The organism is Mesobacillus sp. S13 (assembly GCF_020422885.1).
In the GTDB taxonomy this organism is placed as follows: domain Bacteria; phylum Bacillota; class Bacilli; order Bacillales; family Cytobacillaceae; genus Mesobacillus; species Mesobacillus selenatarsenatis_A.
Window position 1 is genome coordinate 2,352,071 of record NZ_CP084622.1, and the last position, 22,755, is coordinate 2,374,825.

Here is a 22,755-nt window from a genome sequence, read left to right on the forward strand (position 1 = left end):
TGAAAAATGGGAAATGTTAAGGTCTGACCATGTGCTTGACCGTATAAAAGTGCTAATGAAATGACGGAACGCGGTGCAACTTCTAAAAGCAAATTTGGAGGGGATCAAGAATGGCTATTTTAGAAGCAAATAACATAGTGAAGGTGTATGGGGGATCGAGCGGAGATGGATCGACGACTGCTTTGGATGGTGTCAGCCTTTCGGTTAAAGAAGGGGAGTTTGTTGCGATAATGGGTCCTTCTGGCAGCGGGAAGACTACCTTGCTGAACATTCTTAGCGGCATTGATCAGCCTACATCTGGGGAAGTATCGATTGCAAGTCAGGGCATAAGCGAGATGTCAGGTAATGAACTTGCTTTGTTCCGGCGCCGTAGACTTGGGTTTGTATTTCAGGAATTCAACCTATTGGACAGCTTGACAGTGAAGGAAAATATCATGCTGCCAATGGTCCTTGAAAAGAAGCCGGCAAGCGAAACGGAAACAAAAGTACAGGAACTTGCTCAACTTTTCGAAATCCAGGCTACCCTGGATAAGTACCCTTACAACATATCTGGCGGCCAGCAGCAGCGGACCGCAGTCAGCCGGGCGCTGGTAAATGATCCTGCCATCATATTCGCTGATGAACCAACCGGGAATCTTGATTCTAAAGCTTCCGCCATAATCATGGAGTGCTTTGAAAAGATCGTCCAAGAATTAAAGACGACAGTCCTCCTTGTCACTCATGATGTTTTCGCAGCAAGTTATTGTCAAAAAGTTGTTTTTATCAAAGACGGAAAGATTCATTCGAGTATCGTGAAAAAAGGAGACAGGAAGGAGTTCCTGGACCGCATCATGGATAACTTAGCCGTTCTTGGAGGAAGAACCTATGACATTTAACCAAATTGTCTGGAAGATGGCCAAGGTGAATTATAAAAAGTATATCTTTTATTACCTTTGCAATAGCTTTGCGGTGATGTTCTTCTTTATGTTTTCGACACTTTATTTTAACAGCAGGGTTGAGCAAGGGAAGAAGTTGGAGAGTCTTCAGGATGCACTTTCGATACCTGGTGCTGCACTGATCATCTTTACTGTTTTCTTCATCAGTTATGCCCACAGTGTTTTTATCAAACAGAGAAGAAGTGAGTTTGGCTTGTTCATGACTCTTGGCATGTCAAAAAGAGACATTGCTAAGTTGCTGGTGTTGGAAAATGGTGTGATTGCCATACTGTCCATTCTCTCAGGCATTCTGGGTGGAGCCGTATTCTCCCGACTATTTTTCATGATACTAATGAATTTGATCGAATTGAAGGGAGTTCCATTTCATTTCTCTTGGAAAATGTTTTTGTTCACAATAGGTGCCTTTCTAGCTGTATTTTTGCTGGCAGTCGTTAAATCACTGTTCCAGACGCTAAGAAGCAGCCTAGTCTTAAGCATGAAAAGCAACAGGTTTGCGGAGACATTGAAAATGAGAAGTCCGTTGATTGGCGGCTTCGGTCTGCTATTGATGTCAGGTTCACTGCTGATTCTGTATATAACTTATGAGGACTCATCTGGCTCTTTTTTGCCTCTTTGGACATTGGCGATGTTTTTGGGCCTGTATATTTCACTCAACCAGTCTGCCAGTTTCTTGATCAGCCTTGCTAAAAAGTTTCCAGGCTTCTATTATCGCAGATTACTGTTCATGAGCAGCCTGGATTACAAGTTCAAGCAGTTAACATCGATCATCATGCTTGTGACTGTTATGATCATGATCACCATTTTCTATAGCACGTTATTAATGACGTTTTACAAGGCATCGGAAAAGGATGCGGTAGAGAATAATCCGTATGATATCGCTTTTTTTCAGACAGAGACGAAGAATACTATTTCCGATACTGAAATTGAAGAGACCTTTGAGCTGAAAGACCATTTAGAGATTCCGATTTTCAATTACTTTGAAACACTGGTTTATGTGGATGGATATCAAACCTATTCCATTATGGCACTTGATGACTATCAAAAATTGACTTCACAACGGCCGAAGTTGGGGAAGAATGAATTTTTGTTCTATTTAAATTCTGACCCTGAGTATGCTCATACTGATTTTGCTGAATCGATTAAGCTTTCCATTCAGGGCAAAGAGAAAACTTTTATCATGAAGGATACGGTGATTGAAAGAAATATCAATCTGCTGCCCAAAGCCTATGAGTTCATGGTAGTGAATACTGAAGTTTTGGAGGATTTAAGACAAACGGTTGATGGGTACGAATTAAAGCTACACTTGTTGAAGGTAGCTGACTGGAAAGAGAGCGAAAAGGCAGTTGAACAATTAAAAGATCAATTTCAGACCGGGAATCGAGCAACACCTCCAATTGATTACCCTGATATGCCTTATACTGCCGAAGAAAATCTTTTTCGCGTTGCTTCTAAAATCGGGGACTATCAAACAAACAAAACCACCAACGGAATGATGTTCTACGTGACCACATTCTTAAGCATCATGTTCTTTTTTGGCACCTTTGTATTGTTATATCTGAATTTATTTTCAGAAATGGATAATGAGAAATTGAAGTATCGGAAACTAAATAAAATTGGGATGTCAACAGATGAGATTAAGCAAAACGTAACAAGGGAATTAGGGACGATCTTTTTCGTGCCAACTATTTTAGGAACGACGCTGGCCTTTTTGTACCTGGCTATCTTGTCAACAGATGTCGGAGGAATCATGCAAAATCCTGATATTTTGATGCACTTCCTGCAAATTGGCGGAATTTATGTGATCATCCAGGTGGGATCCTTCTTTTATGCAAGGAAAAAAATGTTGACGCAGTTGATACATTAGCACAAAAGAGCCGCTTTCTTAAGAGGAAGGCGGTTTATTTTTCTACCCTAATCGACAGATTTATTTTATAATGTGGAAAAGGAGGTGAGAAAAATGACAGAGGAAAGACTTGAACGATTAGAAGGAATGATGTCGCAGCTGATTACCATGGTCGGTAACCTGCATAACAGTATGAGTAATATGCAGAAAAGTATGGATGGAATGCAAATGGACATGAAGGAAATGCAAACTGTTCAAAAGGAACATGGACAAAAGTTTGAATCTATTGAGTTGAGAATGGACAAGATGGAAACAAAAATGGATCAAATGGAAACAAAGATGGACAAGATGGAAACAAAAAATGAATTAAGGCACCAAGAAATACTAAATCAAATGAAAAGATTAGAAAAAGATCAGGACTTCATCTGGGAAAAGGCAGTGCGAAATGAGAGAGAACTTGAGGTTATGAAAAGAACTTCGGAATCGTAATCTATCCTTCTTTTTGCTGCCAAGCTTACCAGTCGAGAGCAAGCTTGGCCAGTTTGTCACTACCGCTAATTCCCTCTGTGGCCTCTCTAGGAAATTCTTCCGCAACATGATCATCTTTTGCTCAATATTACTTGACCCTTCTATCAATCATCTTCCCAATACTCCATTGAGCTCCTTTTATTTTTTCCCGCTTCACTTCTTCAAAGTGGTATAATTATCATAATTATTAGAAAAGTCACCGATTAGGGGAAGGTGCTGAAATGCAAGTTCTTCGTTATCAATGGGAACCGTATTTGTCGTATGGGCAGCTGTTTGAGTTTGAGAAGAACAAGGTCGTCTATCTGCAGGGGGAGGCTGGCAGAGGAATCTATTATTTGAAAAAGGGTGAAATCAAGGTCACGCTTCTTTCTGATAAAGGAGATGAGCGGATCATCAACATGGTTCCGCCTGGTATGTTGTTTGGTGAACATGGGGTTCATGGGGAGCCTTATTTGACGAGCGGTACGACGACTTGCCGGTCGACGGTTTATTATTTTTCTGATGATGTCATTGCGACAATATGCAAGAACCATCCAGAGGCGGCGGGAATTTATACAGATTCGTTGATTTATAAATTCAGGACACTTGCGGAAATCATTGCTCATCTGGATAGTCCGGTAGAGCAGCAAATGGCGTTCTATTTGCTCAAGCTTGTTCAGGAGAACGGGAATGCCTCGATGAACCAGACGGCGTTTTCTAAATACATTGGCACGTCCCGTATAACCGTGAACAAGATTATTCAAAAATGGAAGCAGAACGGATACATAGAGCTTAAGAAGCGAGAAATAATCATCATTGACTTTGATAAAATAAGGGGTATCGCCAGTAATCACCATGTGGATTAACCAACCAGGTTTCTAAGGAAATCTGGTTTTTTTATGAAATATTTTCTCTTATCAATCTCAATGATTCCAGCTTCCTGCCATTGTTTGAGCACCTTGTAAACGGTGATTCTTGTCAGTCCTGTGCAGCAAGCAAGGTCTTGCTGGGATATAGGAATCTCATAATTTTTAAATTCATCGCAAATGTTGTGAAGTAAAACGGCTAGTTTTTGTTCGGATGTAAGCGCATTCAAATTAATCCGATCTAAGAGGATTTTCATTTTATGAATGACGCTTTTGGAAAAAAGTTTGAAGAGTTCTGGGTGGATAATCATCAGTTTGCGAAACTCGTCTGCTGAGAAGTGATAAACAACAGAGTCTTTAACTGCGATGGCAGAGGTAAAATGTGTTTTTTGGTCGAGTGATTGGACACCTAATAGCTGATTCGGTATGACAATGTTCAGCATATTTTCTTTTCCTGCAGCTGATTCTGTTACGATTCGTACAAGGCCCTTGTGCAGGTAATAAAACCCTTCTCCATAATCTCCTTGTTTGTAGATGCATTCCTTTTTCCTGAAAAACTTTCGAGTACCATATTTCAGATAACTCTCCCAATGAAAAACTTCTTCATAAACCGTAACCATACCATAACCTCCCTTAGGTGATGCTGATATCTACCATTATCATAGGGGAAACCGTGAAAAAAAACCATAATTTATTAGACAATTTAGATTTTTATGAAAACTAAATCTGGAAAAACGTTAAATAGGCTACAGTTAGGTTCAAAAATTAGTATTACAATTCATTATGAATTTTCAATTAATTTTTCAGGAGGGTGAATATGGGAATTAGGACTGGAGCTCAATATATTGAAGCGGTTAAAGCACGTAAGCCTGAGGTGTGGCTTTCTGGAAAGAAGGTCGACAATTTATTTGAGGAACCGGTGTTCAAGCAACCGATTCTTGAAATTGCAAAGCTGTATGATATGCAGCATGATCCTGAATTCCAGGATAAGATCACTCATGTTTGTGAGGAAACCGGTGAGCGAGTGAATAATGCATTCCTCGTACCGAAAAGTTATGAAGATTTAGTCAAGCGCCGCAATGTTTTCGAGGCATTTGCAAAGGCAACATTCGGGCTTATGGGCAGGACTCCGGATTTCTTGAACGTCGTTGTGACGTCGATGTACTATAATTCTTGGTTCTTTGAAAAATACAATAAAAACTGGGCAGAGAATGTCCGCAACTATTATAAATACATGCGTGACAATGATATCTTCTTAACTCACGCGATCATCAACCCGCAAAATGACCGCAGCAAGAATTCACATGAGCAAAAGGATACGTACACACATCTTGGTGCCGTGAAGGAAACTCCAGATGGCTTGGTTGTCAGGGGAGCGAAGATGCTGGCAACGCTGGCACCTGTCACAGATGAGGTAATCATTTATTCTTTCCCAGGATTCGCGCCTGGTGATGAAAAGTACGCACTGGCATTTGCGATTCCGATTGACACACCAGGACTACGCATCATCTGCCGAGAGCCGATGCAGGATGGACAGCGCTCATTCTTCGATCATCCGCTTGCTTCAAGATTTGAAGAAATGGATGCATTGCTTGTGTTTGACGATGTGGTCGTACCTTGGGACCGCGTCTTCCTGTATAACAATGTGGAGGCAGCCAACAAGCTTTACCCAATGACAGGTGCAGGACAACAGCCAGCACACCAATCCGGAGTGCGTGGTCTTGTGAAATTAGAGTTTGCGACACAGGTGGCGATGAAGGTTGCCGATACAATCGGTGTCGACGGATACCTGAACGTACAGGATCAGCTTGGTGAACTCGCACAATCACTTGAATCGATCCGTGCACTGTTGAAGGTTGCTGAATACGAGCACACAATGACCGAGCATGGAGAAGCGATGCCAGCATATGTTCCACTTGAGACCATTCGCGGATTGCTGCCGAAAATGTATCCTCGGGCAATTGAGGTCATCCAGATTGTTGGAGCGGGCGGCTTGCTGATGTCACCAACAGGCGCAGATTTTGAAAGTGATGAATTAAGAGGTTCGATTGATAATTATTATGTTGGCAGGGAAGGAATTTCTTCTTTGGAACGCGTCAGCATTTTCAAACTTGCTTGGGACCTGTGCGGCGAGGCATTCGGACAGCGTCTGTTGCAGTATGAACGCTATTACACAGGAGACCCGATCCGTAAACGCGGTATTTTCTATAACAACTATAAGCGCCAAACACCACTTACGATGGTTGATGAAGCGTTGAAGGGCGCACAGCTGGATAACAAGGAAGCGCTTACAAACTAGCCTGCAGGAGGAGAAGGACAGATGGAAACACATATTTATTCTTCGTTGGAATTGCCTCAATCAATTGTAGCGATAGGAGCCTTTGACGGTGTCCATCGTGGTCATCAGTCAGTAATCCGGCAGGCTGTCCAACGAGGCAGGAAACTGAAGGTTCCGAGTGTGGTGTTTACATTTGATCCTCCACCGCGGGTGTTTTTTCAAGGAGCAAGGATGCTGACCACAGTGGACGAGAAGCTGGCGAAAATCGCTAAATTAGGAGCAAAGCATGCGGTTGTACACAGATTTGATGAGGTATATGCCAGTCGCAGTGCTTACGAATTCATTGACTGCCTGGCGAAACTGAATCCGGCTGAAATCATGGTTGGAGGAGATTTTCGCTTCGGCAAGGACCGGCTTGGAGATGTTTCTCTCCTTAAAAAATATTTTAAGGTCTCTGTTACTAAACCAGTCTGTTGCTCTCAGGGAGGCGTGATTTCTTCATCGAGGATCCGCCAGTTGATTTCTGAAGGTGAAATTCATCTCTCAAATGCGTTGCTCGGTTGGCCAGCAGGAAAATAAAGTACTATTTTACGAGAATAGGAGGGAGCAGTATGAAGCTGCTAGGGATTTCAGGCACGATCATCGGAGCAAAAACAGGCATCGTTGTCCGTAAAGTACTTGATGATGTGAAAAAGAAATACCCGGACATCGAGGTGGAAATGCTCGATATGATGGATTACGATGTGGAGTTTTGTGACGGACGTCCGCCAGAGAAATATTCAGCGGACACGAGAGCAGTGATTGAAAAAGTCTCATCTGCCGATTTTTACTTAATCGGAACACCCATTTTTCAGGGATCCATCCCTGGAGTTTTAAAAAATTTATTTGACCTCATTCACCCTGATGCCTTCCGGAATAAAGTGATGGGATTTGTCGCCAATGGTGGAACGTACCAGCATTTCCTGGTCATTGAAAATCAGTTGAAGCCGATTGCAGGTTACTTCCGGGCGTTTGTTGCACCAAGCTATGTGTACGCCAATTACGATCATTTTAACTCTGAAAATGAAATCATCGATGAAGATTTGCTGAAACGGATTTCAGGTTTAGCGGATGAAATCGTTCATATGCAAAAGTCATTGAAGGGCAGCGCTGCGAAGGTTACGGAGTAGGTTTACTATTTTACAAGAATTGAAGGGAGACGATTAGAGATGAAAAGCCAATTTGTTCCGATCAATCTTATGAAATTTATTGAGGAAAACAGGGATCAGCTGAAGCCGCCGGTCAATAACAAGGTAATCTGGAAGGATGCAGAGTTGATGGTCATGCTTTTGGGCGGGCCAAACAAGAGACGTGATTTCCACGTTGATCCATCCGAGGAGATTTTCTATCAGATTCAGGGAAGCTGCTACGTCGAGGTCATCAATGCTGAAGGCAAGCGTGAAGTCGTGGAAGTGAAGGAAGGCGAAATGTTCCATCTTCCAGCGAATGTGCCGCACTCTCCACATCGTGTAGCAAACACGATTGGTCTAGTAATCGAGCGTAACCGTGCTGAAGGTGAACTGGAGGATTTCGTCTGGTTTTGTGATGAGTGCGACCATGAAATGCACCGTGCTACCATTCAGCTGACTAACATCGAAAAACAGGTGAAAGAAGCGATTTCCAGCTTCAACGGAAATGAGGATCTGCGCAAATGTGATAACTGTGGACATATGATGCCGCCTGAAGCGAGTGAATGGAAATGCGAGTAGACTTCCATACGCATATCATTCCAGAGAATTTCAGCGAGCTGACGCAGCGATTCGGCGGTGAGAAGTGGCCGACGCTTGAGCGAACCTGTGCGTGCGGCGCTAACATCATGATCGCTGGCAAGGTGTTTCGCGAAGTGACCGACCAGGTGTGGGACGCTGAGAAGCGAATCAAGGATATGGAAAGGGAGGGAGTAGACATTCAGGTTCTTTCACCGATTCCTGTCACTTTCTCCTATTGGGCGCCAGCTGAGCAAGCGGAAATTTTAGCAAGGGTACAGAATGACTTTATTGCCGACCTGGTTAATCAGTATCCAACTAAATTCATCGGGCTAGGCGCTGTTCCGCTGCAAAACGTTGAGGTTGCGATTCGAGAAATGGACCGCTGCAAGCATGAGCTTGGACTGAGCGGGATTGAAATTGGGACGAATGTGAATGGCGTGAATCTCGATGATCCTCAGTTTATCGAATTCTTTGAGATGGCTGAGAAATGGGAAGTGCCTTTGTTCATCCATCCTTGGGAAACACTCGGAAAAGAACGGATGCCGCGCCATAACTTGATGTACACCGTTGGGATGCCTAGCGAAACGGCATTGGCTGGAGCAAGTTTGATTTTAGGCGGAATCATGGAAAAGTTCCCGAAGCTGAAAATCTGTCTGGCTCATGGAGGCGGTGCACTGCCGTACCTGCTGCCTCGCCTTGATCAGGGCTGGAAAGTGTGGCCGCACCTCCGCCTGCTTGATAAGCCGCCAAGTCATTACGCGAAGCAATTTTATTATGATTCGCTTGTGAATGAGCCGGTCAACCTCAATTATTTACTACAGAATTTTGGCCATGAGCGCATTATCATGGGATCTGATTATCCATTTTTGCTGAGGGAGGTTCCTCCTGGAAAGGTAATTGATGACACGGTCGGCTTATCGAAGGAACAAACGGAAGCGATGCTCGGTAAAAATGCACTCAGATTCTTGAATATTCCTGTTAAGGTGGGGAGTTGATTTTATGGAAAAGGCCTTAGTTACGCCAGAAGAACGATTGCAGGAGCTTGGTCTGTCCTTACCAGCACCCCGTCCGTCGGCTGGGAATTATGTGAGCTGTGTTAGGACTGGTAACCTGATTTTCACTTCCGGACAGGGAACGAATGAATACCGGGGCCGGCTTGGGGAGGATGTTTCCATTGAGGTCGGTTATGATGCTGCAAGGCAGTGCATGTTGAATTTGCTGACGGTGCTGAAGCAGGAATTAGGCGAGCTAAGCAAGGTCAAGCGGGTGGTAAAAGTACTTGGCTTCGTGAATAGCTCACCTGATTTTACCGACCAGCCAAAGGTCATGAATGGCGCTTCTGATTTGCTGGTACAGGTGTTCGGCGATCGCGGGAAGCATGGGAGATCTGCTGTCGGGATGGCGCAGCTGCCCTTGAATAACGCTGTTGAAGTTGAAATGGTCGTTGAAGTTGAGGATGAGGAGGGCGGATTAGGATGAATCTTGCTCAACCACAGGCTATAAAGGATGCAAAACTATTTATTAACGGTGATTATATTGATGCGGTGTCCGGTGAGACATTTGACACGATTGACCCATCGACAAACAAGAAGCTGGCCTCTGTGGCAAAGGCTGGTGTTGAGGATGCCAAACACGCCATCGATGTTGCACAGAAAACCTTCGAAAGCGGCGTCTGGAGCGAGATGCCTGTAGTGGAAAGAACAAAGATTTTGGTCAGGATGTCTGAACTTGTCATGGAAAAGGTGGATGAATTGGCGCTCGTTGAGACGCTCGATGTCGGGAAGCCAATCAAGGAAAGCCGTGGATTTGATATCCCACGGGCTGCAGCTAACCTGCGATTCTTTGCTGAAATGGCGAACTACATTAATCATGAGCATTATGACCAGTCTCGCTATATGTCCTATTCCAAATACGCTCCAGCTGGGGTGACAAGCTTGATCATTCCGTGGAACCTTCCGTTCATGCAGATGACCTGGAAGGCTTCGGCCGCAATGGCAGCTGGCAATACGGTTGTTGTGAAGCCAGCATCCTATACCCCATTGAGCGCAGTGATGCTTGGCGAGATTGCCAATGAAGCAGGACTGCCGCCTGGTGTGTTGAATATTATCACAGGTCCTGGCGGTACGGCAGGAACAGAGATGACGCGCAATCCATCAGTGCGGAGGATTTCTTTTGTTGGTGACAGTACGACAGGCCGCACGGTCATGCAAAACGCAGCTTCCCAGCTGATTCCCGTTTCTCTTGAGCTTGGCGGTAAATCAGCAAATATCGTATTTGAGGATGCTGACCTCGATGAAGCAGTTGCAGGATCGATTGAAGCTATTTTCAGGAACCAGGGCGAGATTTGCCTTGCAGGTTCACGCTTGCTGGTCCAGGAGAGCATTTACGATACTTTCATGGAAAAATTTGTAGCGGCGGCTCGCGCTTTGAAGGTGGGCAATCCACTCGACCAGGATACGGATATGGGAGCACTTGTATCAAAAGGCCATCTGGAAACCGTCGATGAGTATGTACAGATCGGATTAGGTGAAGGCGCTAAGCTCGCAACAGGCGGAAAGCGCATTAGCAGTCTTGGCGAGGGCAACTTCTATGAACCTACTGTTTTATATGATGTGGACAACAAGATGCGCGTGGCCCAGGAAGAAATCTTCGGCCCAGTGCTCGTCGTGATTCCTTTTAAAACAGAAGAAGATGCAATCAGAATTGCCAATGACTCTATGTATGGTTTAGCAGGAGTAGTTTGGACGAATGATCTGCGCCGCGCCCATCGAGTGGCTGCGAAAGTGAACTCCGGCTTATTGTGGATCAACTGCTGGTACTATCGCGACCTCCGCACACCGTTTGGCGGATCCAAAGCCAGCGGCATCGGACGCGAAGGCGGCAGGCACAGCTTCGAATTTTATACAGAGGCAAAGACGATTACGATGAAGCTTTAAAATTGGTTTCAACCGGATATATTAGCTCCAACCTGGAATAAGTTGGTTAACCGGAATTGTTTTGCGTCTTAACCGAAAAAACTGCTCAACTGGAGATTTAATTGTCCAAACTGGAGAAAAAAGCTGCCCAACTGGAGATATATTATTCAAACTGGAGAAAAAAGCTGCCCAACTGGAGAAATAATTGTCCAAACTGGAGAAAAAAGCTGCCCAACTGGAGAAATAATTGTCCAAACTGGAGAAAAAAGTAGTCTAACCGTAGAATAATTTGCTCCAACCGTATAAATAGGAGCCCAAATGTAGAAATAACTGCTCAAGCCAGCTAAATGGCTGGTCATCTATGTAATTTTCAGTTCAAAGGGGATTATTTGAGTAGTAACGTGGATTAAATCAGTCCTAACGGGGATTAAAACTCTTCCAAAGGGGATTAAATTGCGATCAACGGGGATTATTTTAACCACAACCGGTCATAGCCAGTCCAATTTGTATGAAAACGAACGCAACTGGTATTAAATCGCAATTAACTGGTATAAAAACCATTGTAACTGGTATTAAAACCAGCGCAACTGGTATTAAATCCATTCCAACTGGTATTAAAACTAGTTTTAACAAAAATCATCTCTATTTTAATAGAAAAGGAGGGTGGTTTCATGAACACAACAATAGAAAAAATTGCTGAAACGCTTATTGAAGCGGAAAAAAGTAAAAATCCCATTTCACCGCTGACTGCGCAATTCGAAAACCTTAATGTGACGGATGCTTACAATATCCAGCTAGAAGTTTTGAAAAGGAAGCTGGAAGAAGGGCGTACGGTTATTGGCAAAAAGGTTGGCCTGACGAGTGTGGCGATGCAGAAGATGCTTGGTGTCGATGAGCCTGATTATGGCCATTTGCTTGATGATATGAAGGTCTCGAATGGCGGTACAGTAAAGGTGTCCGACTTTCTCAGCCCGAAAATCGAAGCGGAAATTGGCTTCGTGCTTGGAGAAGACCTCAAGGGGCCGTCCATCACTTTCCTTGATGTGCTGATGGCAACGGAATATGTTGTGCCAACCTTGGAAATCATCGACAGCCGAATCGCGGATTGGAAGATTGGACTCATCGACACCGTTGCTGATAATGGATCTTCAGCGATGGTAGTAGTTGGGGAGAAGATGACAGCTATAGATGGAATCGACCTGCGAAGTGTGGGGATGACTTTTTTCAAAAATAATGAAATGGTTGCGACTGGTTCAGGTGCAGCGGCCCTTGGACATCCGGCACATGCGATTGCCTGGCTGGCGAATAAGCTACATGAGTTCGGAATTACGTTAAAGGCAGGGGAGCTGATTTTACCAGGAGCGCTCTCGGCTGCCATCCCTGTGCAGGAAGGCGATACGGTTTCCGCTCAGTTTGGCCCGGTCGGCTCCGTGTCCGTGACATTTGAGTAGGAGGTGTGCAAGTTGGCGAAAATCAAAGCAGCCATCATCGGTTCCGGCAACATCGGGACCGACCTTATGTATAAGCTGGAAAGAAGTGAAGTCATTGAATTGAAAGCAATGATCGGGATCGACCCTGAATCCGACGGCTTAAAGCGCGCGAAGGAAAAAGGGTATCTGACATTCCATAACGGCATTGAGGCATTGAAGGAAAATCCTGAAATGGCTGAAATCGTATTTGACGCAACCTCTGCCAAAACACATGTAAGGCATGCGAAAGTATTGGCAGAGTTGGATAAGCTGGCGATTGATCTTACTCCGGCGGCCAGGGGACCATTTGTCTCACCTGCTGTTAAAACAGAGGCGTATCTGAATGAAAAGAATGTGAACATGATTACATGCGGCGGCCAGGCGACAATTCCGATTGTATCTGCGATAAATTCCGTTGCAGATGTCAGTTACGCAGAAATCGTCGCCACCATCTCCTCGAAAAGTGCCGGTCCAGGAACGCGTGCCAATATTGATGAATTTACGATTACGACTCGCAGGGGTATTGAAGAAGTAGGAGGTGCCGATCAAGGGAAGGCACTCATTATCCTAAATCCGGCCGAGCCTCCGATTTTAATGCGTGACACGATTTATTGCGAAGTTAAAAATATGGATGAAGCGGCAATCTCAAAATCCATCGAGCAAATGGTCGAAACTGTGAAGGAATATGTGCCTGGATACAGGTTGAAGCAGGATCCGTTGTTTGATGGAAACAAAGTGACTGTGTTTGTGGAAGTCGAGGGTGCGGGTGACTACTTCCCTGTTTATGCCGGCAACCTTGATATCATGACAGCTGCTGCGACGAGGGTTGCTGAGGACTTTGCGATTCATATGCTTGAAAAACAGAGTGTTGAAACGAAAGGCTAGGTGGAAAGTTTGAAGCGCAAAAGTGATAATCCTATCAAAATAACTGAAGTTTGTCTGCGTGACGGCAGCCATGTCATGCAGCACCAATATACTGAAGAGCAGGTGCGCCGCGTCGTTCGTGAGCTTGATGACGCAGGCATGCATTATATCGAAGTGAGCCACGGAGACGGATTGGGCGGCTCAACGCTGCAGTATGGTAAATCGCTCGTTGATGAAATGAAATTGATCGAAGCGGCGGTTGATGAGTGTAATCATTCAAAGGTTGCAGTATTGCTTTTACCAGGAATCGGAACGGTTCACGAGCTTAAGCAAGCCAGGCAGTTAGGAACAAGTCTTGTCAGGGTCGCTACTCATGTAACAGAAGCAGATGTTTCCGCCCAGCATATCAGCATGGCGCGCGAGCTAGGGATGGAGACGCTCGGCTTCCTGATGATGGCCCATATGGCACCAACCGAAAAATTGGTAGAACAGGCGAAGCTTATGGAAAGTTACGGGGCACAGGCTGTGTATGTCACCGATTCTGCCGGTGCTCTTTTACCGCATGAAGTAAAAGAAAAGATTGCCGCTTTAAGAGATTCATTATCTATTGAAGTAGGTTTTCACGCACATAATAATCTCTCATTAGCGGTCGCAAATACGCTGACAGCGATTGAAGAGGGGGCAACGAGGATTGACGGAAGTATCCGCTGCCTAGGTGCAGGCGCAGGGAATGCACAAACAGAGGTGCTATTGTCGGTACTGGACCGGATGGGCGTCAATCTGGGGATCGATATTTATAAAATGATGGACTTAGCAGAAAATACGGTTGGTCCAATGATCCCTAGACCGCAGGAAATTAATAGAGGAAGTCTGGTATTAGGCTATGCAGGTGTGTATTCAAGCTTCTTGCTTCATGCTGAACGTGCCGGCCAGAGGTTTGGAATCGATTCAAGGGATATTTTAATAGAGTTGGGCAAAAGGAAGGTTGTAGGCGGTCAGGAGGATATGATTCTTGATGTCGCAGCTGAACTGTCAAAAGCCCGGAAGCTGGAGGTGTAAAGCATGACGATTACGAAGGGTGTCGACCTTGAAATCGTGGAATATTTATATTCCGCTGAAAAAGAACGTCGTGAAGTCGTGAAGGTGACCGACCGTTATCCGGATCTGAGCTTTTCCGATGCGTATTCAATCCAGGAAAAATTGATTGAGAGACGAGAGAAGGACGGGTCTCGAAAAATTGGACTGAAGCTGGGATTGACGAGTAAAGCGAAGCAGCAAATGATGGGAGTCCATGAAGCGATTTATGGCTACCTGACAGATGATATGCTGGCGCTGGAGTGGGAACACCTCGATTTCAGCGAGTTCATCCATCCAAAAGCAGAGCCGGAAATTGCCTTCTTTATCAACGAGGACTTGGAAGGAACCGATGTGACTGCGGAAGATGTATTACGGGTGACAAAATTTGTGGCACCGGCAATTGAGATTATCGACAGCCGCTATTTGAACTTCAAGTTCACTCTGGCAGATGTTATTGCGGATAACTGTTCTTCTTCGAAATTCTTGATCGGCAGCAAGTGGATGTCACCGAGAGAATTAGATTTAGGCCAGCTGGGCATGGTGATGTCGACAAACGGGCAGGTTGTCCAAACAGGATCGAGTGCCGCAGTTCTTGGTCATCCGGCAACATCAGTTGCATGGGCGGTCAACAAGCTAGGTGAAGTTGGGAAAGGGATTAAAAAGGGAGATTTGATCCTGAGTGGAGCGGTGTCAGAGGCGATTACCTTTGAACCTAATGATAATGTACTAGTGCAATTCGCAGAGTTAGGCAGCGTTTCCTTTACATGCAAATCAAGCACTTAGTTTCTATGACTAAGTGCCTTCTTTTTAGTTTTGAATATTCGAAATATAAAGATAAAATTTACACTCTATGTTAAGCACTTTACACTTTCACTAGTAAAAAGTGATTATAATCACAGTTAGAGACAGCTTGGGAAAGTTTTTTTGAGAGCGTTTACAAAAATTAAAAGGGGTGCGAGAAATGATTGGTTTTAGAAAAATTAGTCTGACACTATTAATTTTTATGCTCGTGTTGACTGCTGCTGCTTGTGGGAATGATACAGATGCAAAACCTGCGGCAGGATCTGGTGAGAAATACTCATTCAAGCTTGCGCACATAACCCCAACGGACCATATGTGGCACAAGGCCGCTGAAAAATTCAAGGAGGAATTGGAAAAGAACTCAGATGGCCGAATGACTGTAGAAATCTATCCCGCCAGCCAGCTTGGCAGCGAAGCAGATATGGTCCAGCAAATCTCTTCTGGTTCAGTTGATTTTGGTTTAATCACTGCGGCCTATATGAGTTCACGTGCACCAGCATTCACTGCCTGGTTCGCTCCATATGCTTTTGAAGACCTAAAAGAGACAAATGCAGCACGCGATACTGAAATTGCGAAGAAGATTTTGGCCACTCTTGACGACCAGGGACTTAAAGGACTTGATTACCTGTTCGCCGGAAATCGCGTCATGTTGTTCAAGGATAAGGAAGTAAAGAAGCCAGAAGATATGAAAGGGTTGGCGTACCGAGTTACACCAAGCCCACCTCTACAGGACTTTTATAAATCACTAGGAGCTTCTCCAGAATCTCTGCCATTACCTGAGGTATACGCGGCAGTTCAAACAGGGGTCATTGATGGTATGGATATGGACTTAGATGCCACAATTACGAATAAGTATCATGAAGTTGCTAAATATGCCGCTGTTACAAACCATATGGTATGGCCTTCGGTCGCAATCATGAATAAGGATAAGTATGAAAAGTTGTCTGATGCTGACAAGAAAATCGTTGAAGATGCCATCAAGGCTGCAGCTGATTATTCTGCTAATACACGTGCATCCCAGGAAGAAGAGTTTAAAAAGACCCTTAGCGATACTGGGATGAAGGTCTATGAAATCGACCAGAAATTATTTGAACCATATATCAAGCAATTCGATGAAAAGTATGGACCAACAGATCCGCTGATCCAGGAATTCATCGATACATTCCGCAAATAACCTATTGGAGGGAAATGCGTGAAATACGTCAGCAATATGGTAGCCAGTTTCGAAAAGAAACTGGCTATTATCCTCATGTTCGCAATGGCTGTGATTGTCGCGGCTGCTGTTGTCTTTCGATATGTATTCAATGACCCTTTATTCTGGGCCGGAGAGGTATCGATTTTCTTATTGATTTACATAACGTTCATCGGCGGCAGCCTCGGTTTGAAATATAAGACTCAAGCATCTGTTACCCTGGTTACAGACTATCTGCCTGAAAAAATCAATAAATGGGTGGCAATCCTGGCACATGTCTTTATGCTTTTATTCATGGCGATTCTATTATTCTATTGTTTTACCTGGATTACTTCCTCTTCAGTGGCAATCCAGAGGTCGAGTGCGATTTTGCTACCAATGTGGATTCCTTATGCGATTCTGCCTATTGGGCTGCTGTTCGCAACGATTCATTTAATTAGTAATATGTTAGATATTATGCAAAATCATCATATTGATAGTGAAATTGTTACAAATCTCCATGCTGCCGCAAAGGAGAGTGAAGAAGAATGATGGCACTGGTTATTTTAGCGTTCGTTGTATTCTTGCTAATGGGAATACCAATCTCATTAGTGCTCGGAATGACAACAATTGTTTACTTTTTGGTAACTGGCAATACTATGCTGCTTGAATCGACACCACAACGCCTTTACTCCGGAATGGAGAATTTCGGCTTATTGGCCATTCCATTGTTCATGCTGACGGGTGAATTGATGAACAGCGGCGGAATCACGAACAGGCTGGTCGTGTTTGCAAGAATGCTTGTTGGCCATGTCCGCGGCGGGCTAGCTTACGTAACGATAATCGCCAATATGTTCCTTGCTTCGATTCTTGGTTCTGCGAATGCCCAGGCTGCCATGATGAGCAAAGTAATGGTTCCGGAGATGGAAAAGGAAGGGTATAGTCGTGAATTTTCATCAGCATTGACTCTCGCAAGTTCCATTGTGGCACCGATCATTCCGCCGAGTATGATCTTCATCATTTACGGAACATTATCTGGAACTTCGATCGGCGGATTGTTCATGGCGGGAATTATTCCGGGTACCATTTTCGGTATCGGATTTGTTTCATTGATTGCTTATCTAGGTTATAAGCATAACTTCCCACGAAGTGAAAGGGCCAGCTTGAATGATATCTTCAACTCTTTCCTAAAAGTACTTCCAGCAATTTTGGTACCATTCGTCATCACAGTTGGAATACTAAGCGGTGCTTTTACTGCTACTGAATCTGCTGCGGTTGCCAGTGTGATTGCTTTCATAGTGGGGATGTTTTTTTACAAGGAATTGAAGTGGAAGAGCTTATCGAAAATCTTGATTAACACTGTCATTGGCACTGCCACGGTTACCTTTTTGATTGCGATGGCCAACTTGTTCGGCTGGCTGATTGCCTTTGAGCAGGTGCCACAGTTAATTGCGAATTCGATGTTGTCCATTTCGGATAACCCTTTTGTATTCCTGTTGCTAGTTAACATATTCTTATTGATCATTGGCACATTGCTAGATGGAATCGCTGCTCTAATCATTCTTGTCCCCGTGTTCATGCCTTTAGTGACAGGATTTCAGATTGATCCCATCCACTTCGGCGTGATCATCTGTATCAACCTGACGATCGGATTGCTGACACCGCCAGTCGGTACAGGACTGTTCATCGTTTCCTCAATTGCTGAGGTAAAATTCGAACGGCTGATCAAAGCGGTTACACCAATGCTCCTCATCGGAATCGCGATGCTCTTTATCGTCACTTATTGGGAACAAACAACCCTGTTCATCCCAAGATTGCTAGGATTCTAATTCGGGCGGTGCCTGTCACCACCCGAAATTTGTCGATAAGGAGTGATGGTGATGCCAATTATTCAAGTCCAGGTGCTTGAAGGTCGGAGTGATGAAAAAATAAAGGAATTGATATCTGGAATTACTGAAACTACAGTCCGGACTCTCGAAGTCAAGCCAGAGCAAGTACGAGTTATAGTCCAGAACGTGCCGGCTAAATACTGGGGTGTAGGTGGAGTAACGAAGGAAGAGTTAAAATCTCAACTCTGATAAAGAGTTGGGATTTTTTAGTGGGTTAAAAAGGTTTTCCGTAATATTAAGCGAATAGATTTAAGGATAACGGTGTTGAGTATGGAGAAGCAATTTAACATCGAGGTATCCTACATATTCTCCATAGAAACAAAATCAGTTGTCAGGTATAAATTTTTTAAAAGGAGTGATTTCAATGTTAAACAAAATTTGTGTTTTAACGATTAAAGTAGACGATATGGAGGCTGCTCTTGAATTTTACACGAAGGTGCTCGACTTCGAAGTGTCGAAGCATTATGGAGAAAATATCGTTTCATTAGTACATAATGAAATTCCGATTGTGCTCGAGAAAAGTGAGGAAGCTACTGCAACTGGAGGCCAAAAGGTATTATTAGGCATTCTTTCTGAAAACCTTGATGAGGATGTTAATACTCTGCGTGAAAAGGGTGCAAGAATCTTGTTTGATGAATCGAGACCGTGCCCTCCAGGAAGATACAATATGATTGAGGATCCATTCGGCAATCAACTTGAGCTCGTTGAGTTTTCTAATTTCAAGTAATGAGTGATGTTTCTAAGTAAACTTAATAGTTCCTAAAATCTCGAACCTTGAGCAATTAAAGAACCACCTAGCAATTAGGTGGTTCTTTCGTGTTTACTCCGCTGGTTTCTCCCCGTTTGCAATGTCAGCAGCATATGGAATGATTCCTTCTGCTTCTGCGCCGAATGTATCAATTTGCTGGGAGTGAAGGACGGTGCCGTCTATATCAATAACAGCGAAGCCGCGGACAGCAATGGGAGACTCAGGATCCAGCAGGTTAACCTTCCTGATTAGCGTCAAATCCTTGTCCGAAATAATTGGATATTCCAATCCTAACTCTTCTTTCATCGCCTTATGTTCCTTCACAGACGATGCGCTTACTGCGTAAATGCTTCCTGGAAACTGGCTGAATGACTCTTTGCGGTTTTGCAGCTCGACCAGCTGCGATTTACAGAAGTCTCAACCAACGCCGGTAAAAAAGAAAACGAGAGCAGGCTCATCCATAGATTCAAAGGCAACATCCTCACCATTTTCATTTGGCAGGGTAAGATCTTTCGATTCAGATTTTTCTCCGGAACAGCCGCTAATAAACGCACCGACCATCAATAGCATAATTAAAAAAATCGATTTTTTCATGATGCACCTCCTTATGTACCTCCTATAGTATACCGTTTAAAGATGAAATTCCATCATACCATCTATGTAGATTTTGTTTCGAGTTCTGCAGCTTCTTCAAAGAAAATCCAATTAAATTATAGCTAGATTGAATTGACTGAGGGTATTTTATATAGAGGAAATTGCTCACCAATTATAGAAGATTATATAATCACTTTTTTAAGGAGTTATCACGAATGAAAAAAGGCAGATTATTGTTCCTCGCCGCTTTAATCCTAAACATGACTGGCATTTACTTATCTACTATATGGGTTGCCTTAGGCGCAGCTATTGGTATTTCAGGTGGTCTGATGATGGGAATAAGTACATATTATTTAGCAATGAAGAATTGAAATGGCAACTGCTTTGTTTCATTTTAATTTCTCATAATGGCCTTTGAAAACCTTAAAGAGTCTTTCGTCTCCGCCACGGTCTGGATGCAGTGCCTTGAGTATTTTTTTGAATTCTTTTTTTAGTGCTGGACCGTTGCTGTTAGGCTTTAACCCTAGCAACTCATTGAGGTCAGAAGCAGGAGCACCAGAATTCTCAATTTGGGCATTTAGCATTTTTTTCAAAGTCCGGACTTTTGATTGTTCGATATGTAATCTTGTATGTAATAGTTCGAGCTGCTCGTTCAGTTTTTTATTTTCGTGACGTGACTGTTCCAGTAGGTCAGTATGTTTTTTGATAATGATTTCTGTCAAATTATCGGGGTGTATTTGATCAGATTCAGCAGCTAAAAAACCTGTTTCTATCCAGGTTTGGACCTCCTGTTCTGTCACTTCAATCCCGTATGAACTTAATTGTTCTGCAGCTTCTTTGATTGTCAGCATCTATTTCACTCTCTTATCTTAAAATAATCAGACAAATCTATCATACCATTGATATTTTTCAGAAAAAGAACAGAAGTATGACAATGTGTTACATCTACTAGTTTTTAAAAATAAAGGAGCTGGAGAAATAATGATATTTCACTTATCAGAAGTAATTGAAGTACTGGAACGTACTCCCAAAGTATTAGAACAATATTTAGTCGGTTTATCACATGGCTGGTTAGAATCAAATGAGGGGGAAGGAACCTGGAATCCTTCACAAGTCATTGGTCACCTGATCGATGGCGAGAAATACAATTGGATTCCGAGGCTTGAGTTAATCTTAAGCGAATCAAGTGATAAGAGATTTCCCCCATTTGACCGGTTTTCACATTTGCAGCAATACCATGACTGGACAATTGAAGAAAAAATTACGGAATTCAGTTCGTTAAGAGCAGAAAGTGTTGCCAAACTAAAAGAGATGATCAAAGATCAAAACCAGCTTGGGATGACGGGAATCCATCCAGAGTATGGAGAAGTGAAAGTCCGCGAATTAATTTCAACATGGGCCGTTCATGATTTAACACATATATCGCAGATTACTAGAGTGATGGCTAAAAGATTTGATGAGGCAGTAGGGCCTTGGAAAAGTTATTTGGGAATATTGAACAAGTAACTTTGAGGGTTAGGACAAATTCTTGACCAGTTTGCCTGAACATAGGTTACGTTCGGACAGAATCCTGAGTAGCAGCCGACATTTTGTCTGAACCCAGGTCAACTTCGGAGAAAATCCAGAGTTGCAGCTGTCATTTTGTCTGAACCCAGGTCAACTTCGGACAAAATCCAGAGGAAAAGCTGAAATTTTGTCTGAACCCAGGTCGACTTCGGACAAAATGCAGAGTTGCAGCCGTTATTTTGTCTGAACCCAGGTCAACTTCGGACAAAATCCAGAGCTCTAGCCGTCATTTTGTCTGAACCCAGGTCGACTTCGGACAAAATCCAGAGGAAAAGCTGAAATTTTGTCTGAACCCAGGTCAACTTCGGACAAAATCCAGAGTTGCAGCCGTGATTTTGTCTGAACTCAGGTCAACTTCGGACAAAATCCAGAGGAAAAGCTGAAATTTTGTCTGAACCCAGGTCGGCTTTGGACAAAATCTAGAGCTCTAGCCGTTATTTTGTCTGAACCCAGATCGACTTCGGACAAAATCCAGAGCAGTAGCCGACACTTTGTCCGAACATAGCTCGTCTTCATACAAATACTGGATCTGTTGCCCTTACTTTTTCTGTACAATAAATAACCGTTAATAAATAGGAGTTCAAGTATGACGATTATAAGCTCAGTGAGAAATGATGAGATTGAAGTAGTAGCGCAGTTCATTTCAGAGATAAATAGAGTGGAAACATCACATATTGGTTTTTGTGGGATGGACCCTTTGGAAATAGCAAATTCGTTAAGGGAAGATTTTACTGATATTACATATGAACATAGTCTTTTGACTGCTTATGATGATAAAGATTTAATTGGTGTTTTAGGGTTTGATGCTGATCTTGAGAATCATAATGCCGAAATTTGGGGGCCGTTTGTTAAGGAAGGATATGGGGACATAATGAGTAGCCTGTGGGCCAAAATGCTTGATTTGCTTCCAGAAAAAATCACCGCCCTTTCCATGTTTCCGAACAAGGCAAATCATAAGGTGCTTGAGCTTGCTGAGAACCTCTCTTTTAACAGGCATAGTGACCAGACCATATTGAGTTTTCACCGAAGCAGATTACAAGAGTTGGAGGATGACAAGCTCCATGAATTAGAGGAAAATTATTTTCTCGATATGATTGATCTGCATAATAAATCTTTTCCCGAAACATATTATAGCGGGGAGCAAATCATCAACAGACTCACCGAGGACAGAAAGGTTTTTATTGTTGCCACTGAAGGTGGCTTAAGCGGATATATATATGTGGAAGCTGAACCGGAGTTCGGGGAAGGAAGCATAGAGTTTTTTGCCGTACAAGAAAGTGAGCGGGGAAAAGGTATGGGATGTAAATTGCTAACTGCCGCACTAAATTGGTTTTTTACATATGAGAGCATCCAATCTATTACTCTATGCGTCAGTTCAGCCAACCAGGATGCCATCAGGTTATACAAGAAAGTGGGTTTTGAGCAGATTCATGAATTATGCTATTTTACTAAGGAAATATAAAATAAGCTTGGAGCATTTCAAC

General features: G+C 43.5%; 26 protein-coding genes and 1 pseudogene. 23 read left to right on the plus strand and 4 right to left on the minus strand.

The window, feature by feature from the left end; genetic code table 11:
- The first annotated feature begins 110 nt into the window (after positions 1-110).
- From LGO15_RS12050 to LGO15_RS12065, 4 genes are all read left to right on the plus strand, one after another.
- Complete coding sequence (locus LGO15_RS12050; protein ID WP_226087754.1) at positions 111-875, plus strand: ABC transporter ATP-binding protein; 765 nt, start codon at positions 111-113, stop codon at positions 873-875.
- Positions 865-2,799, plus strand: coding sequence for an ABC transporter permease (locus tag LGO15_RS12055; protein ID WP_226087755.1), 1,935 nt, complete (start codon positions 865-867; stop codon positions 2,797-2,799). The genes LGO15_RS12050 and LGO15_RS12055 overlap by 11 nt, the downstream gene beginning before the upstream one ends.
- 93 nt (positions 2,800-2,892) lie before the next feature.
- Positions 2,893-3,267, plus strand: coding sequence for a hypothetical protein (locus tag LGO15_RS12060; RefSeq protein WP_226087756.1), 375 nt, complete (start codon positions 2,893-2,895; stop codon positions 3,265-3,267).
- A gap of 260 nt (positions 3,268-3,527) precedes the next feature.
- The gene (locus LGO15_RS12065) at positions 3,528-4,151 is read left to right on the plus strand and encodes a Crp/Fnr family transcriptional regulator (protein ID WP_226087757.1); all 624 of its coding nucleotides are present in this window, start codon (positions 3,528-3,530) and stop codon (positions 4,149-4,151) included.
- On the opposite strand, the gene LGO15_RS12070 is transcribed toward LGO15_RS12065, so the two are convergent.
- Positions 4,148-4,771, minus strand: coding sequence for a Crp/Fnr family transcriptional regulator (locus tag LGO15_RS12070; RefSeq protein ID WP_167830659.1), 624 nt, complete (start codon positions 4,769-4,771; stop codon positions 4,148-4,150). The genes LGO15_RS12065 and LGO15_RS12070 overlap by 4 nt on opposite strands.
- A gap of 197 nt (positions 4,772-4,968) precedes the next feature.
- Between LGO15_RS12070 and LGO15_RS12075 the strand changes: the two genes are divergently transcribed.
- From LGO15_RS12075 to LGO15_RS12150, 16 genes are all read left to right on the plus strand, one after another.
- Positions 4,969-6,450 carry a 4-hydroxyphenylacetate 3-hydroxylase family protein gene (locus LGO15_RS12075; protein WP_226087758.1) on the plus strand — a complete coding sequence of 494 codons (1,482 nt, stop codon included), beginning with the start codon at positions 4,969-4,971 and terminating at the stop codon, positions 6,448-6,450.
- Positions 6,451-6,471: 21 nt separating this feature from the next.
- Complete coding sequence (locus LGO15_RS12080) at positions 6,472-7,008, plus strand: FAD synthetase (protein WP_226087759.1); 537 nt, start codon at positions 6,472-6,474, stop codon at positions 7,006-7,008.
- A 32-nt stretch (positions 7,009-7,040) separates the two neighbouring features.
- Positions 7,041-7,598, plus strand: coding sequence for an NADPH-dependent FMN reductase (locus LGO15_RS12085; protein WP_226087760.1), 558 nt, complete (start codon positions 7,041-7,043; stop codon positions 7,596-7,598).
- 39 nt (positions 7,599-7,637) lie between these two features.
- The gene (locus tag LGO15_RS12090) at positions 7,638-8,177 is read left to right on the plus strand and encodes a 3-hydroxyanthranilate 3,4-dioxygenase (protein WP_226087761.1); all 540 of its coding nucleotides are present in this window, start codon (positions 7,638-7,640) and stop codon (positions 8,175-8,177) included.
- Positions 8,162-9,172: an amidohydrolase family protein gene (locus LGO15_RS12095; RefSeq protein ID WP_167830664.1), complete on the plus strand. Its 1,011-nt coding sequence runs from the start codon at positions 8,162-8,164 to the stop codon at positions 9,170-9,172. The genes LGO15_RS12090 and LGO15_RS12095 overlap by 16 nt, the downstream gene beginning before the upstream one ends.
- Before the next feature lie 4 nt (positions 9,173-9,176).
- Positions 9,177-9,656 carry a RidA family protein gene (locus LGO15_RS12100; RefSeq protein ID WP_167830665.1) on the plus strand — a complete coding sequence of 160 codons (480 nt, stop codon included), beginning with the start codon at positions 9,177-9,179 and terminating at the stop codon, positions 9,654-9,656.
- Positions 9,653-11,113, plus strand: coding sequence for an aldehyde dehydrogenase (locus LGO15_RS12105; protein WP_226087762.1), 1,461 nt, complete (start codon positions 9,653-9,655; stop codon positions 11,111-11,113). The genes LGO15_RS12100 and LGO15_RS12105 overlap by 4 nt, the downstream gene beginning before the upstream one ends.
- 650 nt (positions 11,114-11,763) lie before the next feature.
- Positions 11,764-12,543, plus strand: coding sequence for a 2-keto-4-pentenoate hydratase (locus tag LGO15_RS12110; RefSeq protein WP_226087763.1), 780 nt, complete (start codon positions 11,764-11,766; stop codon positions 12,541-12,543).
- 12 nt (positions 12,544-12,555) lie between these two features.
- Positions 12,556-13,446, plus strand: a complete 891-nt coding sequence (locus LGO15_RS12115; RefSeq protein WP_226087764.1) for an acetaldehyde dehydrogenase (acetylating) — start codon at positions 12,556-12,558, stop codon at positions 13,444-13,446.
- A gap of 9 nt (positions 13,447-13,455) precedes the next feature.
- Positions 13,456-14,484: a 4-hydroxy-2-oxovalerate aldolase gene (gene dmpG, locus LGO15_RS12120; protein WP_226087765.1), complete on the plus strand. Its 1,029-nt coding sequence runs from the start codon at positions 13,456-13,458 to the stop codon at positions 14,482-14,484.
- A 3-nt stretch (positions 14,485-14,487) separates the two neighbouring features.
- Positions 14,488-15,285, plus strand: coding sequence for a 2-keto-4-pentenoate hydratase (locus LGO15_RS12125; RefSeq protein WP_226087766.1), 798 nt, complete (start codon positions 14,488-14,490; stop codon positions 15,283-15,285).
- Between the two features lie 178 nt (positions 15,286-15,463).
- Positions 15,464-16,477: a TRAP transporter substrate-binding protein gene (locus LGO15_RS12130; protein WP_226087767.1), complete on the plus strand. Its 1,014-nt coding sequence runs from the start codon at positions 15,464-15,466 to the stop codon at positions 16,475-16,477.
- Positions 16,478-16,495: 18 nt separating this feature from the next.
- On the plus strand, positions 16,496-17,026 hold the full coding sequence (locus tag LGO15_RS12135) for a TRAP transporter small permease (protein ID WP_167830672.1): 531 nt from the start codon (positions 16,496-16,498) through the stop codon (positions 17,024-17,026).
- Positions 17,023-18,303: a TRAP transporter large permease gene (locus tag LGO15_RS12140; RefSeq protein ID WP_167830673.1), complete on the plus strand. Its 1,281-nt coding sequence runs from the start codon at positions 17,023-17,025 to the stop codon at positions 18,301-18,303. The genes LGO15_RS12135 and LGO15_RS12140 overlap by 4 nt, the downstream gene beginning before the upstream one ends.
- 51 nt (positions 18,304-18,354) lie before the next feature.
- Positions 18,355-18,552 carry a 4-oxalocrotonate tautomerase gene (locus tag LGO15_RS12145; RefSeq protein WP_226087768.1) on the plus strand — a complete coding sequence of 66 codons (198 nt, stop codon included), beginning with the start codon at positions 18,355-18,357 and terminating at the stop codon, positions 18,550-18,552.
- A gap of 175 nt (positions 18,553-18,727) precedes the next feature.
- Entirely contained in the window at positions 18,728-19,090 is a 363-nt protein-coding gene (locus LGO15_RS12150; protein WP_226087769.1) for a VOC family protein, read from the plus strand.
- A gap of 93 nt (positions 19,091-19,183) precedes the next feature.
- Here LGO15_RS12150 and LGO15_RS12155 read toward each other — a convergent pair.
- Both LGO15_RS12155 and LGO15_RS12160 read right to left on the minus strand, forming a co-directional pair.
- Positions 19,184-19,513 (minus strand): annotated as a pseudogene (locus LGO15_RS12155) (redoxin domain-containing protein); the annotation flags it as partial.
- A gap of 15 nt (positions 19,514-19,528) precedes the next feature.
- Positions 19,529-19,705, minus strand: a complete 177-nt coding sequence (locus tag LGO15_RS12160; protein ID WP_167830676.1) for a hypothetical protein — start codon at positions 19,703-19,705, stop codon at positions 19,529-19,531.
- A gap of 215 nt (positions 19,706-19,920) precedes the next feature.
- Between LGO15_RS12160 and LGO15_RS12165 the strand changes: the two genes are divergently transcribed.
- Positions 19,921-20,076: a hypothetical protein gene (locus tag LGO15_RS12165; protein ID WP_226087770.1), complete on the plus strand. Its 156-nt coding sequence runs from the start codon at positions 19,921-19,923 to the stop codon at positions 20,074-20,076.
- Positions 20,077-20,094: 18 nt separating this feature from the next.
- Here LGO15_RS12165 and LGO15_RS12170 read toward each other — a convergent pair whose 3' ends face one another.
- Complete coding sequence (locus tag LGO15_RS12170) at positions 20,095-20,556, minus strand: J domain-containing protein (RefSeq protein ID WP_226087771.1); 462 nt, start codon at positions 20,554-20,556, stop codon at positions 20,095-20,097.
- A gap of 130 nt (positions 20,557-20,686) precedes the next feature.
- On the opposite strand from LGO15_RS12170, the gene LGO15_RS12175 reads away from it, so the two are divergent.
- Together LGO15_RS12175 and LGO15_RS12180 are read left to right on the plus strand one after the other, a co-directional pair.
- On the plus strand, positions 20,687-21,211 hold the full coding sequence (locus LGO15_RS12175; RefSeq protein ID WP_167830679.1) for a DinB family protein: 525 nt from the start codon (positions 20,687-20,689) through the stop codon (positions 21,209-21,211).
- 646 nt (positions 21,212-21,857) lie between these two features.
- A complete protein-coding gene (locus LGO15_RS12180; protein ID WP_226087772.1) occupies positions 21,858-22,733 on the plus strand; it encodes a GNAT family N-acetyltransferase in 876 nt (291 codons plus the stop codon).
- Positions 22,734-22,755 lie beyond the last annotated feature (22 nt).

Bases quoted from the DNA above. Each gene is read 5' to 3' on its own strand.
- LGO15_RS12050 (WP_226087754.1), top strand. From the start codon at position 111: ATGGCTATTTTAGAAGCAAATAACATAGTGAAGGTGTATGGGGGATCG.
- LGO15_RS12055 (WP_226087755.1), top strand. From the start codon at position 865: ATGACATTTAACCAAATTGTCTGGAAGATGGCCAAGGTGAATTATAAA.
- LGO15_RS12060 (WP_226087756.1), top strand. From the start codon at position 2,893: ATGACAGAGGAAAGACTTGAACGATTAGAAGGAATGATGTCGCAGCTG.
- LGO15_RS12065 (WP_226087757.1), top strand. From the start codon at position 3,528: ATGCAAGTTCTTCGTTATCAATGGGAACCGTATTTGTCGTATGGGCAG.
- LGO15_RS12070 (WP_167830659.1), bottom strand. From the start codon at position 4,771: ATGGTTACGGTTTATGAAGAAGTTTTTCATTGGGAGAGTTATCTGAAA.
- LGO15_RS12075 (WP_226087758.1), top strand. From the start codon at position 4,969: ATGGGAATTAGGACTGGAGCTCAATATATTGAAGCGGTTAAAGCACGT.
- LGO15_RS12080 (WP_226087759.1), top strand. From the start codon at position 6,472: ATGGAAACACATATTTATTCTTCGTTGGAATTGCCTCAATCAATTGTA.
- LGO15_RS12085 (WP_226087760.1), top strand. From the start codon at position 7,041: ATGAAGCTGCTAGGGATTTCAGGCACGATCATCGGAGCAAAAACAGGC.
- LGO15_RS12090 (WP_226087761.1), top strand. From the start codon at position 7,638: ATGAAAAGCCAATTTGTTCCGATCAATCTTATGAAATTTATTGAGGAA.
- LGO15_RS12095 (WP_167830664.1), top strand. From the start codon at position 8,162: ATGGAAATGCGAGTAGACTTCCATACGCATATCATTCCAGAGAATTTC.
- LGO15_RS12100 (WP_167830665.1), top strand. From the start codon at position 9,177: ATGGAAAAGGCCTTAGTTACGCCAGAAGAACGATTGCAGGAGCTTGGT.
- LGO15_RS12105 (WP_226087762.1), top strand. From the start codon at position 9,653: ATGAATCTTGCTCAACCACAGGCTATAAAGGATGCAAAACTATTTATT.
- LGO15_RS12110 (WP_226087763.1), top strand. From the start codon at position 11,764: ATGAACACAACAATAGAAAAAATTGCTGAAACGCTTATTGAAGCGGAA.
- LGO15_RS12125 (WP_226087766.1), top strand. From the start codon at position 14,488: ATGACGATTACGAAGGGTGTCGACCTTGAAATCGTGGAATATTTATAT.
- LGO15_RS12130 (WP_226087767.1), top strand. From the start codon at position 15,464: ATGATTGGTTTTAGAAAAATTAGTCTGACACTATTAATTTTTATGCTC.
- LGO15_RS12140 (WP_167830673.1), top strand. From the start codon at position 17,023: ATGATGGCACTGGTTATTTTAGCGTTCGTTGTATTCTTGCTAATGGGA.
- LGO15_RS12145 (WP_226087768.1), top strand. From the start codon at position 18,355: ATGCCAATTATTCAAGTCCAGGTGCTTGAAGGTCGGAGTGATGAAAAA.
- LGO15_RS12150 (WP_226087769.1), top strand. From the start codon at position 18,728: ATGTTAAACAAAATTTGTGTTTTAACGATTAAAGTAGACGATATGGAG.
- LGO15_RS12160 (WP_167830676.1), bottom strand. From the start codon at position 19,705: ATGAAAAAATCGATTTTTTTAATTATGCTATTGATGGTCGGTGCGTTT.
- LGO15_RS12165 (WP_226087770.1), top strand. From the start codon at position 19,921: ATGAAAAAAGGCAGATTATTGTTCCTCGCCGCTTTAATCCTAAACATG.
- LGO15_RS12170 (WP_226087771.1), bottom strand. From the start codon at position 20,556: ATGCTGACAATCAAAGAAGCTGCAGAACAATTAAGTTCATACGGGATT.
- LGO15_RS12175 (WP_167830679.1), top strand. From the start codon at position 20,687: ATGATATTTCACTTATCAGAAGTAATTGAAGTACTGGAACGTACTCCC.
- LGO15_RS12180 (WP_226087772.1), top strand. From the start codon at position 21,858: ATGACGATTATAAGCTCAGTGAGAAATGATGAGATTGAAGTAGTAGCG.